The following is an 18,454-nucleotide window of genomic DNA, read 5'->3' on the forward strand; positions in this document are numbered from 1 at the left end:
CCGCTTAGAGCCCTGCCAATACAGGGCTGGCCAGAGATGACTATCAGTTCACAAAGACAAGATAGCCGCCGAATAGCGTGGTCGCGGTCGTCGCATTGCTGCTCAGGCTAACGACTGTTTGGGCCCCAAACCCTACGGACCTGTATCCATAAGACTTCATTCCAGCGCAGGCATCGCAATTCCCTGATGTGTTATCCACAAAAACTTGCGAATAGCCGCTGGCGGGCGCATCGCCATGAGTCTGCATTACCGTCACAAGTTTAGGGATTGGCAACAATGGCACCACCGCCGACTTACCCGGCGCGACATCCACATCAGAGACAGTTTGATATGCCACCTGACTCGTGCTCTCCCCTGCGCGCTGCGGCAACAATAGTGTCACCCGCGCGATATGTACTGGTGCATCGGTACGCGTGTTGTTGACGCTCAATGCAAGCCCACCGTTCTGCGAAATGAACTGCGCTGCCACACCATCCGCGATCGTTGCGCACGAAGCAGCACCGGAAAGAGCTAACAGAGCGGCGGTTACCATCAATTTCACTTTCATTCTCAGGTCCAAGGATAGATTAATTTTTAAGCAATTGCCGACCAACACAATTCGGCCAGTCACTTATCGGCATCTAATCTTGAACCTTTAATCCGATGTCACTCCAAGACGTACCGTTAGCCCGGGGCGGCGTCGCCGGAAACTGCTCCGCAAAATTCTCGGAGGCCCGTTGCAGAACGGCATTACGATAGGCAGCTTCGACGGTTTTTGCGGTGCAAAACTTGACCGCACGCTATTGATTTCACACGCAATTTGCGCGGACTCTTAATCCGTAGGTCGAGTGTTCGAGTCACTCACGCCCCACCAAAGATTCAAAGCAAAAAGCCCGGTCCTTGCGACTGGGCTTTTTGCGTTTCGAGTCGCGCACTCCCACCACGTCAGATTCACGAACGCCCCCCACACCGGAACGCCCGCAGATACGCGACAGACTACTTCGCCGACACGTCGATGTTGCCGAGATATTTCGCGGCCAGCGTCTTCACCGTGCCGTCGGCTTGCACCTTGGCAATCGCCGCATTCAAGCGGTCACGCAATGCCGTATCGCCCTTGCGAATTCCGTATGCAATGCCGCTGCCGAGAATCTTGTCGTCGCGCACCGGTTCGCCGACGAAAGCGTAACCTTCACCGCTCGGCTTCGACAGAAAGCCGGTTTGTCCGGCCGGCGCCAGCACGAGCGTCGCGTCCAGACGCCCGGCCACGAGGTCGGTATAAACCTGGTTCTGGTCCTGATACGGCACGACGGTCACGCCCGCCGATTCCCAATGCGCCTTCGCGAAGGTTTCCTGAATCGACGCCTGCAACACGCCCACGCGCTTGCCCTTCAGCGAGGCCGGCGTCGGCAGCAGACCGCTGTCGCGTTTGGCGATCAACTGCGTCGGCACGCGATACACGACGGTGGTGAAATCGATCGCCTGGCGACGCGCATCGGTCGCGTTCATCGCCGAATTGATCGCGTCGAACTTGCGGCCCTGCAGCGCGGGAATCAACCCGTCGAACGAGGTCTCGACCCATTTGCACGTCATATGCGCGGCAACGCAAACGGCATTGCCGACGTCGATATCCAAGCCTTGCAACTCGCCGTTCGGGCCTTTCGATTCGAACGGCGGATACTGCGCTTCGAGGCCGAAACGCAGCGTATCGGCAGCGCTTGCACCAGACGACGCCGCGAGCGACGCGAATGCACAGGCCAGCGCCAGAAGAGGCTTGAGCAATTTCATAGCAGGTCCCTTTTCCTTCGATTTTGTTGTTACGCCGCCTTGCGGCGCGCTAATGCGCACCCGCGCGACGATCATACTGCGTTCAAAAAGGCAGCCGCCTCGCGGAGCCGTGTTGTCTTTCCGATCAGATCTCGCAAAGACGCCGCGCACCTTCGATCAAGGTCGCATCGTCCTTCGAGAAGCTTAGGCGGATCAAGCCGGAGTCCGTACCATCGGTATAAAACGCTGACAGCGGAATGGTGGCGACACGCGCATCGCGAATCAGCCGCAGCACGAAATCGCTATCGCTTTCCTCGGAGAAGCCGCGAAAACGCGCGAGCATGAAGAAGCTGCCTTCGCTCGGCAACAACTCGAAGCGCGAATCGCGCAGCGCTTCCGCGAGCAGATCGCGCTTCTTCTGATAGAACGCGGACAAGCCGAGGTAGCTGTCGCGATTGGCCAATGCGTCGACGAACGCGTACTGCATCGGTGTATCGGCGGAAAACACCATGAACTGATGGACTTTGCGAATCTCGTCCATCAACGCAGCCGGCGCGAGGCAGTAACCGACGCGCCAGCCGGTCACGTGATACGACTTGCCGAACGACGAGACGATCACACTGCGTTCCGCGAGCTCGGAATGACACGCCATGCTCTGATGTTTCGCGCCGTCGAACACCACGTGTTCGTAGACCTCGTCGGCGAGAATCACGATATCGGTGTTGCGCGTAACGGCTTTCAGGCGTTCGACGTCGGCTTCGCTGAACACGGTCGCGGTCGGATTGTGCGGCGTGTTGATGATGATCATGCGAGTCTTCGGCGTGATCGCGGCGGCGACTTCGTCCCAGTTCACGCGGAAGTCGTCAAGCGACAGCTTGATCGGCACGGGCGTGGCGCCTTGCAGTCGCACGATCGGCCCGTAGCTGTCGAACGACGGCTCGAAGTAGATCACTTCGTCGCCCGGATGCACCAACGCGCTGATCGTCGAATACAGGCCTTCGCTTGCGCTGGCGATCACGGTGACTTCGCTCGCCGGGTCGTAGCGCACGCCGTACAGCGTGGCGACCTTATCGGCGAGCACTTCACGCAAGGCGGCGATGCCGGCCATCGGCGCGTACTGGTTATGACCGGCGCGCATGGCTTGGGCTACGCCATCGATCAGTTTGGCGTCCGGCGCGAAATTCGGCGCGCCTTGCGACAGATTCAGCGCGTCGTGCTGAGCGGCCAGTTGACCGATCACGGTAAAAATCGTCGTGCCTACGTCAGGCAACTTCGAGCGGGCTTGCGTGGCGCTCTGCATAAGGCTTTCTCCCTTTCTCCATCCGGCAGCGGATTCACGGAACAGCCAACTGCGCGGCGGTCCCTTCCGGTTTGGTGATTAGGCATCAGCCAAAGATCCGTCACAATCGAAACTTTGTCATGCGCGGCATGCATTTACGTCATGCCTCGCGCGAAGGCGCGCCGCCACGGGCAAAGCCGGTCGGATCGGTACTTTCGGGGAAGAAACGAGGCCGCACGAGAAGTGCGGAGAACTGCAGAGGTATGACGTAATGTGATGCGGCCAGTCTCGAGCGGAGCGCTCGTGACCGGCCTCGCCGTCTATCAGGCGTCGTCCATCAAACGGACTTTGACTTTTTTGCCCTTTACCTTGCCGGCGCTGAGCTTGCGCAACGCTTCACGCGCGACGCTACGCTCCACCGCCACGTAGGTGGACATTTCCGTCACGTTGATCTTGCCGATCTGCGAGCCGGCAAAACCCGCCTCGCCGGTCAGCGCGCCGAGCACATCGCCCGGACGGATCTTTTCCTTGCGGCCGCCGAGAATCTGCAGCGTTTCCATGGGCGGCAGCAGCCGCTCATTGCTCGCCGCGGTGAGTTCGGACAGCTTGTGCCATTCCACCTCGCGCTTTTGCGCCTGTTCGAGACTGCCGACGCGGCCCATCTCGTTCATGCTCGCGAGACTCAGCGCCCAGCCTTCCTGATCGGCGCGGCCTGTACGGCCGATGCGGTGAACGTGCACTTCCGGATCCGGCGTCACGTCCACGTTGATCACGGCTTCGAGCTGAGCGATGTCGAGACCGCGCGCGGCGACGTCGGTGGCCACCAGCACCGAGCAGCTGCGATTGGCGAACTGGATCAGCACCTGATCGCGTTCACGCTGGTCGAGTTCGCCATGCAGCGCGAGCGCGTGAAAACCCTGCGCGCGCAGCACGTCGAGCAGATCGCGGCACTGCTGCTTGGTGTTGCAAAACGCGAGCGTGCTCACCGGACGATAGTGATTCAGCAGCAGACCGACGGCGTGCAGCCGTCCGTCTTCGGTCACTTCATAGAAGCGCTGACGAATCTTGGTGTTGTCGTGCCGTTCGGCGAGCTTCACTTCCTTCGGATTGCGCAGGAACTGCTGGCTCAGCTTGACGATGCCTTCGGGATACGTCGCCGAAAACAGCAGCGTTTGGCGCTCTTTCGGGCATTGCTTCACAACGGTGGCGATATCGTCGAAGAAACCCATGTCGAGCATGCGGTCCGCTTCGTCGAGCACCAGCGTGTTGAGCGATTGCAGCGGCAGGCTGCCGCGCTCGAGGTGATCCATGATGCGGCCGGGCGTGCCGACCACGATGTGCGCGCCGTGTTCCAGGCTGGCCGTTTGCGGACGCATCGGCGTGCCGCCGCACAGCGTCAGCACCTTGATGTTTTCTTCGGCGCGCGCGAGGCGGCGGATTTCCTGCGTGACCTGATCGGCGAGTTCGCGCGTGGGGCATAGCACCATCGCCTGCACGGCGAAGTTGCGCGCGTCGAGGCGCGCCAGCAGCGCCAGCGAAAACGCCGCGGTCTTGCCGCTGCCGGTTTTCGCCTGGGCGATCAGATCGTGGCCGGCGAGCGCGATCGGCAGGCTCGCGGCCTGGATCGGCGTCATCTCGACGTAGCCAAGCTGCGTCAGGTTGGCGAGCGTCGCGGGCGGCAGCGGTAGCTGGCTAAACGGCGCGCCGGCGGTGGTGGGACTGTTCATAGGGTGATGACTCGCAAAGCGGATAGGCGGCTAGGGACAACGATTATTCGGCCATCGGGCCGGTGTCGGGACGGCCTTCGATCTGCTCGTACAGCACCGAGCCATCGTCCCCGTCGAAACGCTCGACGTAATTGCGCGCGCCGCACATCGGGCAACGGAACAGGAGGCCCTGCCCTTCGTTCTTGATGACAACGTCCGATTGCTCCCACTGCGCCTGGCAGGACTGGTTTCTACAGGTAAACACGTTTGATTCTCCAACTGGATTCGATTGCTTGTCCGGCGAGCCGTACGGACGGCCCGGCCGTGAATGGGACGTTTGCTGCCACGGTGGCGACGGCTGATGCACGTCAACCCGGCACGTCAACCGAGATGCGTATGCCGCGCGCGCGGCGCGCTCACATCCATCTCGGTGAGGCCCTGCACGATGCCGCAGTCTTCCACGGCCTGTTCGCCGTGGCACTGCTCGCGCAAGGTGGTCAATTGCACTTTCAGCTGCTTCAGTTCGTCGATGCGCATGTCGACGTGCGCAATGTGCTCGTCGATCAAGGCATTGATGCCGCCGCAGCCGTCCGCCGGCGCGTCGGTCAGACGCAGCAGCGCACGGATTTCGTCGTGGGTCATGTCGAGCGCGCGGCAATTACGGATGAAACGCAGCCGTTCGACATGCTTCGCCGTGTAACTGCGGTAATTGGCCTCGGTGCGCTCCGCTTCGGGCAACAAGCCTTCTTTTTCGTAGAAACGGATGGTTTCGGTCGTGCAATGGGCGATTTTCGCCAATTCGCCGATTTTCATGGACCCTCCGGCTGGCAGCCTTGACCTTGTAGTGGCTTCAGGGTGTTTACTAGACCACAAATCGAACCAGGAAGCCACCATGCCTCAAACCGACCACGCCGACGTCGACCGCCTTGAACAGGCGAAAGCGCATGCGGACGGGCAGGAAGGGGACGCGCATGCCCCCAACTGCGGTCATCGCCACGATGCGCACGATCACGACCATGCTCACGACGGCTTGAGCCACGCGCCCGCCCACAGTCGTGCCGATGCGGCGTGTTGCAGCGCAGGAGCAGCAACAACGGCAGCCGCCGCGGCCCCCCTGCCGCCATCCGAAACCATCGGCAGCAACATGCGCACCGCCATCCGCATCATGCAGATGGATTGCCCGACCGAAGAAGCGCTGATCCGCAAGAAATTCAGCCGCATGCCGCACGTGCGCAGCATGGAATTCAACCTGATGCAACGCGTCCTGACAGTCATCCATGCGCCGGAAGCGCTCCATTCGATCCTCGCCGCGCTGCGTTCGCTCGACTTCACGCCCGAACTCGCTGACGTAAGTCCGGACGCCGCGGCCACGCCTGCGCCGCACGCGTCGCCCAAGCCGTGGTGGCCGCTGGCGCTCGCCGGCGTGGCCGCGGCAGGTTCAGAGGCCGCTGGCTGGCTCGGCGCACCGGCCTGGCTGCCTGCAGGTCTGGCGATCCTCGCGATCGTCTCCTGCGGCCTCACGACGTATAAGAAGGGCTGGCTCGCCATCCGCAACGGCAACCTGAACATCAATGCGCTGATGAGCATCGCGGTGACCGGCGCACTGGTTCTGCGGCAGTGGCCGGAAGCCGCAATGGTGATGGTGCTGTTCACCATCGCCGAACTGATCGAGGCGAAGTCGCTCGACCGCGCCCGCAATGCGATCCAGGGTTTGATGCAACTCACGCCTGAACAAGCGAGCGTGCGGCAACTCGACGGCACCTGGCGACTAGTGGAACTCAAGGCCATTGCGATCGGCGCCGTGGTTCGCGTGAAGCCGGGCGAGCGGATCGCACTCGACGGCGAAATCGTCGCGGGCCGCTCGAGCGTGGACCAGGCGCCGATCACCGGCGAAAGCCTGCCGGTCGATAAGTCCGTGGGCGACGCGGTGTTCGCCGGCACGATCAACCAGACCGGCTCGTTCGACTATCGTGTCACCGCTGCGGCCAGCAACACGACACTCGCACGCATCATCCACGCAGTCGAGGAAGCGCAAGGCACCAAGGCACCGACGCAGCGTTTCGTCGACCAGTTCGCCCGCGTGTATACGCCGATCGTGTTCGCCGTCGCGCTTGCCGTGGCCATCGTGCCGCCGCTGCTGTTCGACGGTTCGTGGCAGGCGTGGGTCTACAAGGCGCTGGTGCTGCTGGTGATCGCGTGCCCGTGCGCGCTCGTGATCTCCACACCGGTGACGATCGTCAGCGGTCTTGCCGCGGCGGCCCGCAAAGGCATTCTGATCAAAGGCGGCGCCTATCTCGAGCAAGGCCGCAAGCTGACGCGGCTCGCGCTCGACAAAACCGGCACGCTCACGCACGGCAAACCCGTACAGACCGAGTTCGAAATACTCGCTGAGATCGACGCCCTCCGTTGCCGCACACTCGCGGCGAGTCTCGCGGGGCGCTCCGATCATCCTGTCTCGACGGCGATCGCGACGGCAGCCAAAGCTGACGGCCTGGCGCCCATCACCGTCGACGCCTTCGAGGCAATCGCGGGACGCGGCGTGCGTGGCGAGATAGACGGCGTGCCGTACTGGCTCGGCAATCATCGGCTGATCGAGGAACTGGGACGCTGCTCCGCGTCGCTCGAAGCGCGGCTGGATGTGCTCGAAAGTCAGGGCAAGACCGTCGTGATGCTGGTGGACGCCGAACGCGTGCTCGCGCTGTTCGCGGTCGCCGACACAGTGAAGGAAACGAGCCGCGCGGCAATCGCCGAATTGCAGCGGCTCGGCGTGAGCACGGCCATGCTCACCGGCGACAACCCGCACACTGCCGCCGCGATCGCGCAGCAGGTGGGTATCGACGAAGCGCGTGGCGACCAGTTGCCGGAAGACAAGCTGAACGCAGTCGCACGGTGGTCGGACGACGGCGCGACGGTCGGCATGGTCGGCGACGGCATCAACGACGCGCCCGCGCTGGCACGCGCCGACATCGGCTTCGCGATGGGCGCGATGGGCACCGACACCGCGATCGAAACCGCCGACGTCGCGCTGATGGACGACGACCTGCGCAAGATCCCGTCGTTCATTCGTCTGTCGAAGGCGACGCATTTGGTACTGGTGCAGAACATCGCGCTCGCGCTCGGCATCAAGAGCGTCTTCCTCGTGCTGGCCGTGACCGGTCTGGGCACGATGTGGATGGCCGTGTTCGCCGATGTGGGTGCGAGTCTGCTGGTGGTGGCGAACGGGTTGCGGCTGTTGCGCAAATAATGGTGCGGCAGTTTTTGTGATTTGACGAAGGGAGTCGCGAAATGGGATTCTGGGAAAAAATGCTCGGCGGCCACCATAGTGAGGGTGGTCATGGCGGTGGTCATGGCGGTGGCCACGGCGGTGGCCACGGCGGCGGTCATGGCGGTGGCCACGGCGGCGGTCATGACGCCTGGGGCCGCGGCAATCGTCACGGATCATACGGCGATCAATCCGGCCACGGCATGCCGCCGTCTCCAACCAGCAGCGCGGGGGCGTCATGTCCGCAGTGCCGGACCGCTAACGCGCAAGGTGCGCGCTTCTGCCAGCAATGCGGAACCTCGCTTATGCCGGCGACGTGCGGCGCTTGCCGCGCCTCCATTGCGCCTGGAGCGAAGTTCTGTCAGCAGTGCGGGACCGCGACCCAGGCTTGAAGCAGGGACGGTCACCCGGGCCTGCGTGCCACAGTTCCGTTCGGACTAATGCGCCAACGCAGCCCGGTTAACCGAGCCGATCGCGGCCTTCAACGTATCCGAAGGCCGCATGCCAAAGAGCTTCCGGTAATCGGTTGCGAACTGGCTCAAGTGCCAGAAGCCCCACGCCGCCGCCACGTCCTGCACCGAGCGCGATTCGCGCGACGCATTCGACAGATCGCGCCGCGCGCCATTCAGACGGATTGCGCGCAGATAGGTGGCAGGCGCCATGCCGAACACGTCCTGAAAGCAGTATTGCAGCGTGCGCCGGCTCACATGGAGTTGCTCGCACAACTCCGGCACACTCACTGCCCGCTCGCGATTGATCAGCACATAGTCGCGCGCTTCCGACACGATCGACTGACGGCGTGGCCGCGCCGGCATCGCCACCGGCTCCGAGCCGGGCAACGCGCCGACGTCGAAGAGCAAAGCCAGCACGGAAGCCTGCAGATTGTTGCGCGCGACCGAAGAGAGCGGCGTGCCGCGCGCCGCGCCATCGTCGAGCAGTTGACGCAGCGTGGCGCACAACTGCTGCTTGCGAGCCATGCCGATCGGCACGACCTGCGTGTTCGGCACATGGTCGGCCAGCCCGACGCGCTCCACTTCCGCCGCGTAACGGCGCAGCACTTCGCCTTTGACCACCACGCCAAAAATCTCGTAACCCGCCGAGGTCAGCAATTCGAATTCAATGCCACCCGGACGAAACGCGAGCGCGTCGCCGGCAATCACCTGAGCGTCGATGCGCCCCGAACCCGCAGGGCAAGTCGGGATACCGAACCAGTACGCGTCCTTTTGCACCTCGCAGGTTTGCCGCAGCGTGTGACTGGTCGTTTCGACGAACACCTGCATGTGATCGAGGCACAACTCCGTCAGGCCGCCGACAAAACATCCCGCCGTCAACTGATCGTAGGTCTGGCTCCAGCCGTGGAGATTGCGCGCCTGTTCGTCGGCGTCGTGCGCGACGCAGGTCTGCACGCGGAAGCTCGGCTGCGGCGTGAGCGTCGGACTGAACAGGGTGTCGCTGAGCGTATCAATCGTCATACCGGATCTGCCCAAATGGAATATCGAGGAGGATCGAGGGGAAAGAACAGGCAATTCCCATGCCGAACGAATCCGGCGCCTGCTCACGCGTTTGTATCGGCAGACATCAAAGCCCGTGTTCAATGGATGAACAGCGCTGCACACCTTGCTCAGAAACGAAACGCTCACCTTGCGCCGGTTGAACAGCGTGACGCCTCTTACCGTGCGCGAGTGCCTGCTACGCGTGCAAGGATCACCTGCGCGGTGCATTGGCACACTTCTGGCTCTAGCCGTTCGCGGCCAATCGATATATCGAGCCGAATATAGCCCATTCAAACATGTGAGGAGCACACAGATGAATCACGCAGAGATGCAATTTCTGACCACCGAATTCCCGTACAAGAAGCAGTATGCGAATTTTATCGGCGGCGAATGGGTGAAGCCTGTAGGCGGCGAGTACTTCGACAACGTGTCGCCGATCACCGGTGAAGCTTTCACGTCGATCCCACGGTCGCGCGAAGCCGACGTCGAACTCGCGCTCGATGCGGCGCATCGCGCGAAAGCCGCGTGGGGAAAAACCTCCGCCGGCGACCGCTCGAACATTCTGATGCGCATTGCCGACCGGATGGAAGCGAACCTGCAACGTCTCGCCGTGGCTGAGACGATCGACAACGGCAAGCCGCTGCGCGAAACCATGGCCGCCGACATTCCGCTCGCCATCGATCACTTCCGCTATTTCGCCGGCGCCGTGCGCGCGCAGGAAGGCTCGATCTCCGAGATCGATCACGACACCGTCGCGTATCACTTTCATGAACCGCTCGGCGTGGTCGGCCAGATCATTCCGTGGAATTTCCCGATCCTGATGGCCGTATGGAAGCTTGCGCCCGCACTCGCCGCCGGCAACTGCGTGGTGCTCAAGCCGGCCGAGCAGACGCCCGCTTCGATTCTGGTGCTCGTCGAATTGATTCACGACCTGTTGCCAGCAGGCGTGCTGAACGTGGTGAATGGTTTCGGTCTCGAAGCCGGCAAGCCGCTCGCCTCCAGCAAGCGCATCGCCAAGATCGCGTTTACCGGCGAGACCACGACCGGTCGCCTGATCATGCAGTACGCGAGCCAGAACATCATTCCGGTGACGCTCGAACTCGGCGGCAAGAGCCCGAATATTTTCTTCGACGACGTGATGAGCGCCGACGACAGCTATTTCGACAAGGCGCTCGAAGGCTTCACGATGTTTGCGCTGAATCAGGGCGAAGTGTGCACGTGTCCGTCGCGCGTATTGATCGATGAAAAGATCTACGATCGTTTCATGGAACGTGCGCTCAAGCGCGTCGCGGCGATCACGCAAGGTCATCCGCTCGACACCAGGACGATGATCGGCGCGCAGGCCTCGCAAGAGCAGCTGGAAAAGATTCTCTCGTATGTCGACCTCGGCAAACAGGAAGGCGCCGAATGCCTGATCGGCGGCGAACGCAATGCGCTCGGCGGTGAATTGAGCAAAGGCTACTACGTGAAGCCGACCGTGTTCCGCGGCCACAACAAGATGCGCATCTTCCAGGAAGAAATTTTCGGGCCGGTGGTGTCGGTCACGACGTTCAAGACCGAAGAAGAAGCGCTCGAAATCGCCAACGACACGCTTTACGGTCTCGGCGCCGGCGTGTGGACACGCGACGGCACACGCGCCTATCGCTTCGGCCGGCAGATTCAGGCAGGCCGCGTATGGACCAACTGCTATCACGCCTATCCGGCGCATGCGGCATTCGGTGGCTATAAGCAGTCGGGCATCGGACGTGAAAATCACAAGATGATGCTCGACCACTATCAGCAAACCAAGAACCTGCTGGTCAGCTATAGCGACAAGCCGCTCGGTTTCTTCTAAGCGTCGCGTTCCTGTTCGAGCGGGCCGCATGACGCGGCTCGCTCTTTTTTCTGCGAGGACATGTGATGGCTGCTGAGAAAGAAGTTGCCCGCGTGATCGCAACGCCTGCGGCCGTCGACCTGATCGACAAGTTGCGCGCCGAGCATGGCGAGGTGCTGTTCCATCAATCCGGTGGATGCTGCGACGGCAGCGCGCCGATGATGTTTCCTCAAGGTGAATTCATGGTCGGCTCGTCCGATGTCAAACTCGGCACGATTGCGGGCGTGCCGTTTTACATGAGCGAATCGCAATTCGAATACTGGCAGCACACGCAGTTGATCATCGACGCAGTGCCGGGGAACGGCGGAATGTTTTCACTGGAGCGGCCCAGTGGTTTACGGTTTCTGACGCGCTCCCGTCTTTTCGAGGATGCAGAGAATGCGTGGCTGGAAACGCATCCGGTGGAACGCGCCGATGCTTGATCGTTTTATGGTGTGCCTGATTTTGAATCGTCGCTAACGGCGGGCGCCGCTGGTGTATCGGCCAGCAGCGCATCGCTGTCGTCTTTCAGGCCGACGCCGGTCAAACCCAAACGCCTTGCATGCGTCAGCAGATAGTGCAGCTTGTGCGCGGCCAGCGGAAAGTCGAGGCCTTCAGGACGCACATTCGAAATACAGTTGCGCTGGGCGTCGCTACAACCCACTTTGGGCGCGTACGTCAAATAGACGCCGAGGCTGTCGGGCGAACTCAAACCTGGCCGCTCACCGATCAGCATCACCACCAACTTTGCATTGAGCAGCTCGCCGATCTCGTCACCCAACGCGACGCGCGCCTGACGCGCGATCACGACTGGGCCAATCTTCCAGTCTGCGAGTCGCGGAACGACGGCTTGCAGCAACGGGATCGATTGCTTCGACGCTGCGAACGCCGAAAGACCATCGCCGATCACGAAGACCACTTCGGGGGAATCGCTCGGCATCGCTGCCAGCGCCACGCGACTTTCTTCCGATAAACGCCGGCCCAGATCGGGACGCCGCAAATAATGCTCACGATCCGGCGCGGCGCTATGCACGTCGAGCGTCTTGAAGTTTTGCGCGCGTAATTGCTCGTGCAGCACGTCGGTATCGAGCGGATGATGCACAGCGTCGCGCGCCTGCGCGTGCGACAGGTTGAACGCGAGCAGCGGCGCGGTCGGCAAGCTATTGCCCGCGCGGCCCAGCGCGATGCGCGCGTTGGTGAATTGCCGCAGCGCGTTCCAGGGATTCTTTTCGAGGAAGTCGCTCATGCGATGCCCATCCAGTCGCGCGCGCCTTCGAGCAACGGTTGCTGTGTCGATGCGCTCAGCAGCGCGCCGCGCGTGTCGGTGATCTGCATCGACTCCAGCCATGCTTCGAATTCCGGTGCTCGGCGCAAACCGAGTACATCGCGCACATAAAGCGCGTCGTGGAAAGACGTGCTCTGATAGTTGAGCATGACGTCGTCGGCGCCTGGAATGCCCATGATGAAGTTGATGCCCGCTACGCCAAGCAGCGTGAGCAGATTGTCCATGTCGTCCTGGTCGGCTTCAGCGTGATTCGTGTAGCAGATGTCGCAACCCATCGGCACGCCAAGCATTTTGCCGCAGAAGTGGTCCTCAAGACCGGCGCGGGTGATCTGTTTGCCGTCGTACAGATACTCCGGGCCGATGAAGCCGACCACCGTGTTCACCAGAAAGGGGTTGAACTTGCGCGCGACCGCATAAGCGCGCACTTCGCAAGTCTGCTGGTCCACGCCGAAATGCGCATCCGCCGACAAAGCGCTGCCTTGACCCGTTTCGAAGTACATCAGGTTATTGCCGACCGTCCCGCGCTTCAAGGAGAGTCCCGCTTCATACGCTTCCTGCAACAGCGCGAGAGAAATGCCGAAGCCCGAGTTCGCTTTCTCGGTACCCGCAATCGATTGAAACACCAGATCGACTGGCGCGCCTTTTTCGATTGCGGCAATCGTGTTGGTGACGTGAGTCAGCACGCACGATTGCGTCGGCACCTGATAGCGTTGGCGGAAGTCGTCGACCATCAGCAGCAATTTGGTGATCGCGGCGAGATTGTCGCTCGCCGGGTTGATACCGATCATCGCGTCGCCGCATCCGTACATGAGGCCGTCGAGCATCGACGCAGCGATGCCCTTGACGTCGTCGGTCGGATGATTTGGTTGCAAACGCACCGACATGTGCCCCGGTAAGCCGACCGTGTTTCGAAAACGCGTAATCACCGGACGTTTACGCGCCGCCGCGATCAGATCCTGATTGCGCATCAGCTTGGACACCGCCGCGACCATCTCCGGTGTCAGACCCGCGGTGATACGCGTGAGCGCGTCGGCATCCGTGGTGCTGCTCAGCAGCCAGTTGCGAAAGTCGCCGACGGTGAGGTGAGAGATCTCGGCGAACGCCTGCGGCGAATGATCGTCGATCACGAGACGCGTGACTTCGTCGCTTTCGTAGGGAATCAGCGCCTCGTTGAGGAAGGTGCGCAGCGGCACCTGCGCCAGCGCCATCTTGGCCGCGACGCGTTCTTCCTCGCTCGCGGCCGACACGCCCGCGAGTTGGTCGCCGGAGCGTTGCGGGCTGGCCTTCGCCAGCAGGGTTTTCAGGTCGGCAAAGCGATAGGTGCGGCTGCCGATCGTCTCGGTGTAGCTCATCTTTACGACTCCATCGCCGCTGCTTGCGCAGCGGCTCGATCCGTCATTCCTCGAGCAAGGCGTCGGACGGCGCGGCTTCGCGTTGATGGCGCGTCATCAGGAAGTAGACGTAGCCCAGTGCGAGAAAGATTGCGAACACGATCGCCACCAGAAAATTGAAGTAGACCATTGTCGCCAGACAGATGACCGCGGCCACCAGTGCGAACGCCGGAAAGACCGGAAACAGCGGCGCGCGGAACGGTCGCTCCATATTCGGTTCGGTGCGGCGCAGCTTGAACAGCGACAACATGCTGATGATATACATCACGATAGCGCCAAATACCGACATCGTCACGATGTTCGCCGTCAGCGTCTGGCCGCCGAACTGGATCAGTTCGTCGCTGTAGATCGCGGCGATGCCGACCACGCCGCCCGCAATGATCGCGCGATGCGGCGTCTTGAAACGCGGATGCACTTTCGAGAGCCACTCCGGCAGATAGCCGGCGCGAGCCAGCGCGAAAATTTGCCGCGAATAGCCGAGGATAATGCCGTGAAACGACGCGACCAGCCCGAACAGGCCGAGCCACACGAGCATATGCATCCAGCCGCTATGTTCGCCGACGATGTATTTCATCGCTTGCGGCAGCGGATCGTTGATGTTGGACAGCTTGGTCCAGTCGCCTGCCGCGCCGGCAAACACCATCACGCCGATGGCGAGCACCACGAGCGTCAGAATGCCGGCGACGTAGGCGATCGGAATCGAGCGCTTCGGGTTCTTGGCTTCCTCGGCGGCCATTGCCACGCCTTCGATCGCCAGGAAAAACCAGATGGCGAACGGAATCGCCGCGAACATGCCGTGAAACGAACCCATGCTGAAGGTATCGGCACCGGACCAGCCGCCCTTGGTAAAATTCGACCACTGAAAGCCGGGCGACACGACGCCCATGAAAACCAGCAGTTCGAAGATCGCGAGCAGCGTCACGCACAATTCGAACGCCGCGGCGATCTGCACGCCCACGATATTCAGCGCCATGAAGATAAGGTAGGCGCCCATCGCCGCGTGTTTAGGCTCGAGACCCGGAAACTGCACGTGCAGATAAGCGCCGATCGCAAGCGCGATGGCCGGCGGCGCAAACACAAACTCCACCAGCGTCGCCGCGCCGGCCAGATATCCGCCGGTCGGGCCGAACGCATGACGGGCGTAGGCGAACGGACCGCCCGCATGCGGAATCGACGTGGTGAGCTCGGTGAAACTGAAAATGAACGTCGTATACATCGCGGCAATGAAAATCGCCGTGATGACAAAGCCGAGCGTGCCGGCGCTCGCCCAGCCATAGCTCCAACCGAAATATTCGCCGGAAATGACGAGGCCGACCGCGATGCCCCACAGTTGCCACGTGCCGAGCGTCTGCTTCAACTCGTGATGCGTGACTTTGCCGACGTGCTGATTCTTCGACTCTGATTTCATCGGACGCTCCCTGATGGTGCCGGCAGCCCGACGCCGCAAGGCTTTGCGGTGCACGGGCGGACAGGCTTGAGCCGATAGTAGTGAGCCATTATTCGAGGTGTTATCGAAATTCGGCAAAGTTCTGGGCGGTTCGGTGTCAGCGGGCACTTAATTGAGTATCACGTTCAGCGGGCATTCGACTGAAGTTCGCAGGATTTGGTAAAGGGGCGCGTGGTACTTTCGTCCGCATCCGTTCGACAATTTTTGTGGTCATTTTGTATTCACCCAGCCATAGCCGGTTTCGGCCGGCACTATCAGGAGACGATCAAATGACGATGCGTGAAGTGGTGATTCGTCACGTGGAGCCGATGGAAGTTTTGTCGGTCGACCACGCTGGGCCGTATACGCAGATCGGCAAGGCGTTCGACGCGCTGTTCGGCTGGCTCGCGAAACACAATTTACTCGCGGCTGAGATGCGCATGATCGGTGTTTACTATGACGATCCCGGCGTTGTTGCAGAGAGCGAGTTGCGCTCGAAGGCCGGTGTGTTGTTGCCGCATCCGGTTCAGGCGTCCGTGACGGTGAGTCCGCCGGTTTCGGTGGCGCATGTGAAAGGTGGTGAGTACGCGGTGTTGAGGCACCAAGGACCGTATAGCGATATGCGTGCCGCGTATGAGAGGCTGTACGGGACATGGCTCGTGCAGTCCGGGCGAGAAGCGGCCGATGCGCCGGTGTTCGAGGAGTATGTGACTAGCCCGAAGGATACGGCGCCTGCGCATCTGATCACGGAGATCTGTTTACCGCTGGCTTGAGCGTATACCTGCCCGGATTTGCGCGCTTGCGCAGCATGCCCTGCAGGTGCCTCTCTGGTTTTTATAGTCTTTGTATATGTATACGTAGTAATAGTTAACAAGCCTCGCATCGTGCTGTGGATAACCTGAAACTTCGTTGACGGATCAAGGCACTGCGGAATCGATAACCCTGCGGAGCGCGCGCGGACAGGAACACGGAGCCAGGGACAACTTTTGTGCGACCTGGCGACGCGGCGTTCTTATCAAGGTTCCACCCACAATGTGTCAGGTGGCTTGTACAAGAGTTGTCCAGAGGGAGCTGTGGATAACCAGAAGGATCTGGCGTCGCCCAGCCGCATCTTGTTGACTCTGCACGAACATACGCTGTGTCAGTTCCGTGCGACGACGCGACCGTCAGATTTCCGCCGTCCATCTATGGCGAAAAATCGCTTCATACGGCCAACGCGTTGACAAGCGCCGGGCGGCTCGCTTATCGTCGCCACGCGGGACGGCTGGTCAAGCACGCCTGGATACAGGCCGCATCGGTTCCGGGCACTACGGGGCTACCCCGTGGATCGACACTCCTCCGCAGTTCATCGCATGAGCCTCAGTTGCGCGTTGCGCAAGAGAGCTCACGCAGCACAAGACGCGTTGACTGGCCGCCCCGCCTTCTTTTGCTATGTCCTTATCTTCGCTGCAACACGTCACTTACGCGATTGCCGATGCCGTGCTGGCCGGCCCGGCCGAGCCTGCGGGAATGGTCGAGCGGATGACGCTCGCATTGGGCGAGGCCGCCGGCTGGATGAACGGATTGGCCCGCCACGTGGCGAAGAGATTTGCTGCGCGGTGGGATAGCGTCGGGCGCAAGGAGTTGTCGACGGTCGTGGCCGGGATGCCCGGCTTCGTTTCAGCGTGGCGCAGCGAGCAGCCGCCGACCGTGGTTCGCGTGCTGACGCGGCCGCCTTTTCAGCGACCGCCTCCGCTGTGGTTGCCGGACGTAATGCTGCCGCAGCTGCCCACACCTGGCGATCTGGCTGCGTGGTTAAAAGTCGAACCGGACGAACTGGACTGGTTTGCCGATCGCTGGCGCGTGCCGGCACACAGCGCGGCGACGCCACTTCACCACTATTCGTACAAGGCGATCGAGAAGTGCGACGGTCGATGCCGGATCATCGAGATTCCCAAATCGCGATTGCGGGCTTTGCAACGCAAAGTGTTGTCAGGTTTGCTCGACCGTGTTCCAGCTCACGAATCGGCGCATGGTTTTCGACGCGGCCGGAATATCGTGACCTTTGCCGCGCCCCATGTGGCGAAAGCGGTGGTGATGCGCTTTGATCTCACCGACTTCTTTGCATCAGTCCATGCGGGACGCGTTTACTCCGCTTTTCACGCATTGGGCTACCCGCTAGCCGTTGCAAGAGCTTTGACCGCGCTGTGTACCAATCGTATCCCGAGCAGCCGCTTGCTCGCGCCGGATGTGCGCGACCGGATCGATTGGCAGGAACGGCAGCGTTATCGGAACCGGCATTTGCCGCAGGGCGCGCCGACGTCACCGGCGTTGGCGAACCTGTGCGCTTTTCGGCTCGATCTTCGGCTTGCGGGTCTGGCTCGTTCGGTCGGCGCGAGGTACACGCGGTATGCCGATGATCTGGCGTTTTCCGGAGACGAGAATCTTGCTCGTATGGCGGAGCGCTTAACCGTTCGTGTCGCGGCGATTGCCCTTGAAGAGGGGTTTTCGGTCAATCTGAGGAAGACTCGCGTGATGCGGCGCGGTGTGCGGCAGCATCTGGCCGGGCTGGTGGTCAATAGCCATGCGAATGTGGCGCGGCCGGAGTTTGATGCGCTGAAAGCCGTGCTGACCAATTGCGTACGGCATGGGCCGCGCTCGCAGAATCGGGATGATCATGCGGATTTTCGGGCGCATCTTGCGGGGCGGGTTGCGCATGTCGCCATGGTGAATGCGGCGAGAGGTGCGAAGCTGAGGGCTTTGCTTGGGCGGATTGAGTGGGATGAGGAGAGCGAGGTTGGGGCGGAGTCTAACGGTAAGGCGACTCGCTGAGGATTCGGTCACGCCTAGGGTTGCAGGTGGCAGTCCGTGCCAAATACATGGTTCTTCATTGACCCTTGACTTGCGGAAATCATTCAAACAACGGCATCGGCAGTCGTTCCTCCTCGCAAAACCTCGTTCCATAACTGAGGACCATTCAGCGCATAGAATGCGAAGAGTAATCATGGTATTCGCTCGCGTCGAGCAGTAGGATGCGA

The 18,454-nt window shown here is 61.4% G+C and carries 17 protein-coding genes; 6 read left to right on the top strand and 11 right to left on the bottom strand.

From position 1 onward, the window contains the following. Positions 1–43: 43 nt before the first annotated feature. The 7 genes from B0G71_RS19065 to B0G71_RS41420 all read right to left on the bottom strand — a co-directional run bounded on the left by B0G71_RS19065 (position 44) and on the right by B0G71_RS41420 (position 5,767). Positions 44–547, bottom strand: a complete 504-nt coding sequence (locus B0G71_RS19065; RefSeq protein WP_116143422.1) for a hypothetical protein — start codon at positions 545–547, stop codon at positions 44–46. A gap of 428 nt (positions 548–975) precedes the next feature. Next, positions 976–1,764, bottom strand: coding sequence for an ABC transporter substrate-binding protein (locus B0G71_RS19070; RefSeq protein ID WP_116148707.1), 789 nt, complete (start codon positions 1,762–1,764; stop codon positions 976–978). 124 nt (positions 1,765–1,888) lie between these two features. Then, complete coding sequence (locus tag B0G71_RS19075; RefSeq protein WP_116143424.1) at positions 1,889–3,043, bottom strand: pyridoxal phosphate-dependent aminotransferase; 1,155 nt, start codon at positions 3,041–3,043, stop codon at positions 1,889–1,891. Between the two features lie 302 nt (positions 3,044–3,345). Beyond that, positions 3,346–4,749 (bottom strand): ATP-dependent RNA helicase DbpA, encoded by a 1,404-nt coding sequence (dbpA, locus tag B0G71_RS19080; RefSeq protein ID WP_106283970.1) that lies wholly within the window; start codon positions 4,747–4,749, stop codon positions 3,346–3,348. 43 nt (positions 4,750–4,792) lie between these two features. After that, positions 4,793–4,993: a hypothetical protein gene (locus B0G71_RS19085; protein ID WP_012431140.1), complete on the bottom strand. Its 201-nt coding sequence runs from the start codon at positions 4,991–4,993 to the stop codon at positions 4,793–4,795. A gap of 116 nt (positions 4,994–5,109) precedes the next feature. Continuing rightward, positions 5,110–5,541 carry a Cd(II)/Pb(II)-responsive transcriptional regulator gene (gene cadR, locus B0G71_RS19090; protein WP_012431139.1) on the bottom strand — a complete coding sequence of 144 codons (432 nt, stop codon included), beginning with the start codon at positions 5,539–5,541 and terminating at the stop codon, positions 5,110–5,112. Positions 5,542–5,590: 49 nt separating this feature from the next. Next, positions 5,591–5,767 (bottom strand): hypothetical protein, encoded by a 177-nt coding sequence (locus B0G71_RS41420; RefSeq protein WP_181916793.1) that lies wholly within the window; start codon positions 5,765–5,767, stop codon positions 5,591–5,593. Between the two features lie 105 nt (positions 5,768–5,872). Between B0G71_RS41420 and B0G71_RS19095 the strand changes: the two genes are divergently transcribed. Both B0G71_RS19095 and B0G71_RS42675 read left to right on the top strand, forming a co-directional pair. Then, the gene (locus tag B0G71_RS19095) at positions 5,873–7,972 is read left to right on the top strand and encodes a cation-translocating P-type ATPase (RefSeq protein ID WP_116143426.1); all 2,100 of its coding nucleotides are present in this window, start codon (positions 5,873–5,875) and stop codon (positions 7,970–7,972) included. A gap of 41 nt (positions 7,973–8,013) precedes the next feature. After that, on the top strand, positions 8,014–8,382 hold the full coding sequence (locus tag B0G71_RS42675; protein ID WP_116143428.1) for a zinc ribbon domain-containing protein: 369 nt from the start codon (positions 8,014–8,016) through the stop codon (positions 8,380–8,382). Between the two features lie 45 nt (positions 8,383–8,427). Here the strand turns inward: B0G71_RS42675 and B0G71_RS19105 are convergent, their stop codons facing one another. After that, on the bottom strand, positions 8,428–9,462 hold the full coding sequence (locus B0G71_RS19105) for a helix-turn-helix domain-containing protein (RefSeq protein ID WP_116143430.1): 1,035 nt from the start codon (positions 9,460–9,462) through the stop codon (positions 8,428–8,430). 334 nt (positions 9,463–9,796) lie between these two features. Here B0G71_RS19105 and adh point away from each other — a divergent pair, with 334 nt between their 5' ends. After that, the gene (adh, locus tag B0G71_RS19110; protein WP_116143432.1) at positions 9,797–11,317 is read left to right on the top strand and encodes an aldehyde dehydrogenase; all 1,521 of its coding nucleotides are present in this window, start codon (positions 9,797–9,799) and stop codon (positions 11,315–11,317) included. A gap of 65 nt (positions 11,318–11,382) precedes the next feature. Continuing rightward, positions 11,383–11,778: a DUF779 domain-containing protein gene (locus tag B0G71_RS19115; RefSeq protein ID WP_116143434.1), complete on the top strand. Its 396-nt coding sequence runs from the start codon at positions 11,383–11,385 to the stop codon at positions 11,776–11,778. Between the two features lie 5 nt (positions 11,779–11,783). Here B0G71_RS19115 and eutC read toward each other — a convergent pair whose 3' ends face one another. Genes eutC through eat form a run of 3 tightly spaced genes read right to left on the bottom strand, consistent with a single transcriptional unit; the run spans position 11,784 to position 15,419 of the window. Continuing rightward, positions 11,784–12,581, bottom strand: a complete 798-nt coding sequence (gene eutC / locus B0G71_RS19120) for an ethanolamine ammonia-lyase subunit EutC (RefSeq protein ID WP_116143436.1) — start codon at positions 12,579–12,581, stop codon at positions 11,784–11,786. After that, positions 12,578–13,972: an ethanolamine ammonia-lyase subunit EutB gene (locus B0G71_RS19125; RefSeq protein ID WP_116143438.1), complete on the bottom strand. Its 1,395-nt coding sequence runs from the start codon at positions 13,970–13,972 to the stop codon at positions 12,578–12,580. The genes eutC and B0G71_RS19125 overlap by 4 nt, the downstream gene beginning before the upstream one ends. 43 nt (positions 13,973–14,015) lie before the next feature. After that, a complete protein-coding gene (gene eat, locus B0G71_RS19130) occupies positions 14,016–15,419 on the bottom strand; it encodes an ethanolamine permease (RefSeq protein WP_106283980.1) in 1,404 nt (467 codons plus the stop codon). Positions 15,420–15,727: 308 nt separating this feature from the next. Here eat and B0G71_RS19135 point away from each other — a divergent pair, with 308 nt between their 5' ends. Both B0G71_RS19135 and B0G71_RS19140 read left to right on the top strand, forming a co-directional pair. Beyond that, entirely contained in the window at positions 15,728–16,210 is a 483-nt protein-coding gene (locus B0G71_RS19135; RefSeq protein ID WP_116143440.1) for a GyrI-like domain-containing protein, read from the top strand. A gap of 760 nt (positions 16,211–16,970) precedes the next feature. After that, the gene (locus B0G71_RS19140) at positions 16,971–18,248 is read left to right on the top strand and encodes a reverse transcriptase family protein (RefSeq protein ID WP_309546260.1); all 1,278 of its coding nucleotides are present in this window, start codon (positions 16,971–16,973) and stop codon (positions 18,246–18,248) included. Positions 18,249–18,454 lie beyond the last annotated feature (206 nt).

The sequence above is a fragment of the Paraburkholderia sp. BL27I4N3 genome, from assembly GCF_003386115.1.
GTDB lineage: Bacteria > Pseudomonadota > Gammaproteobacteria > Burkholderiales > Burkholderiaceae > Paraburkholderia.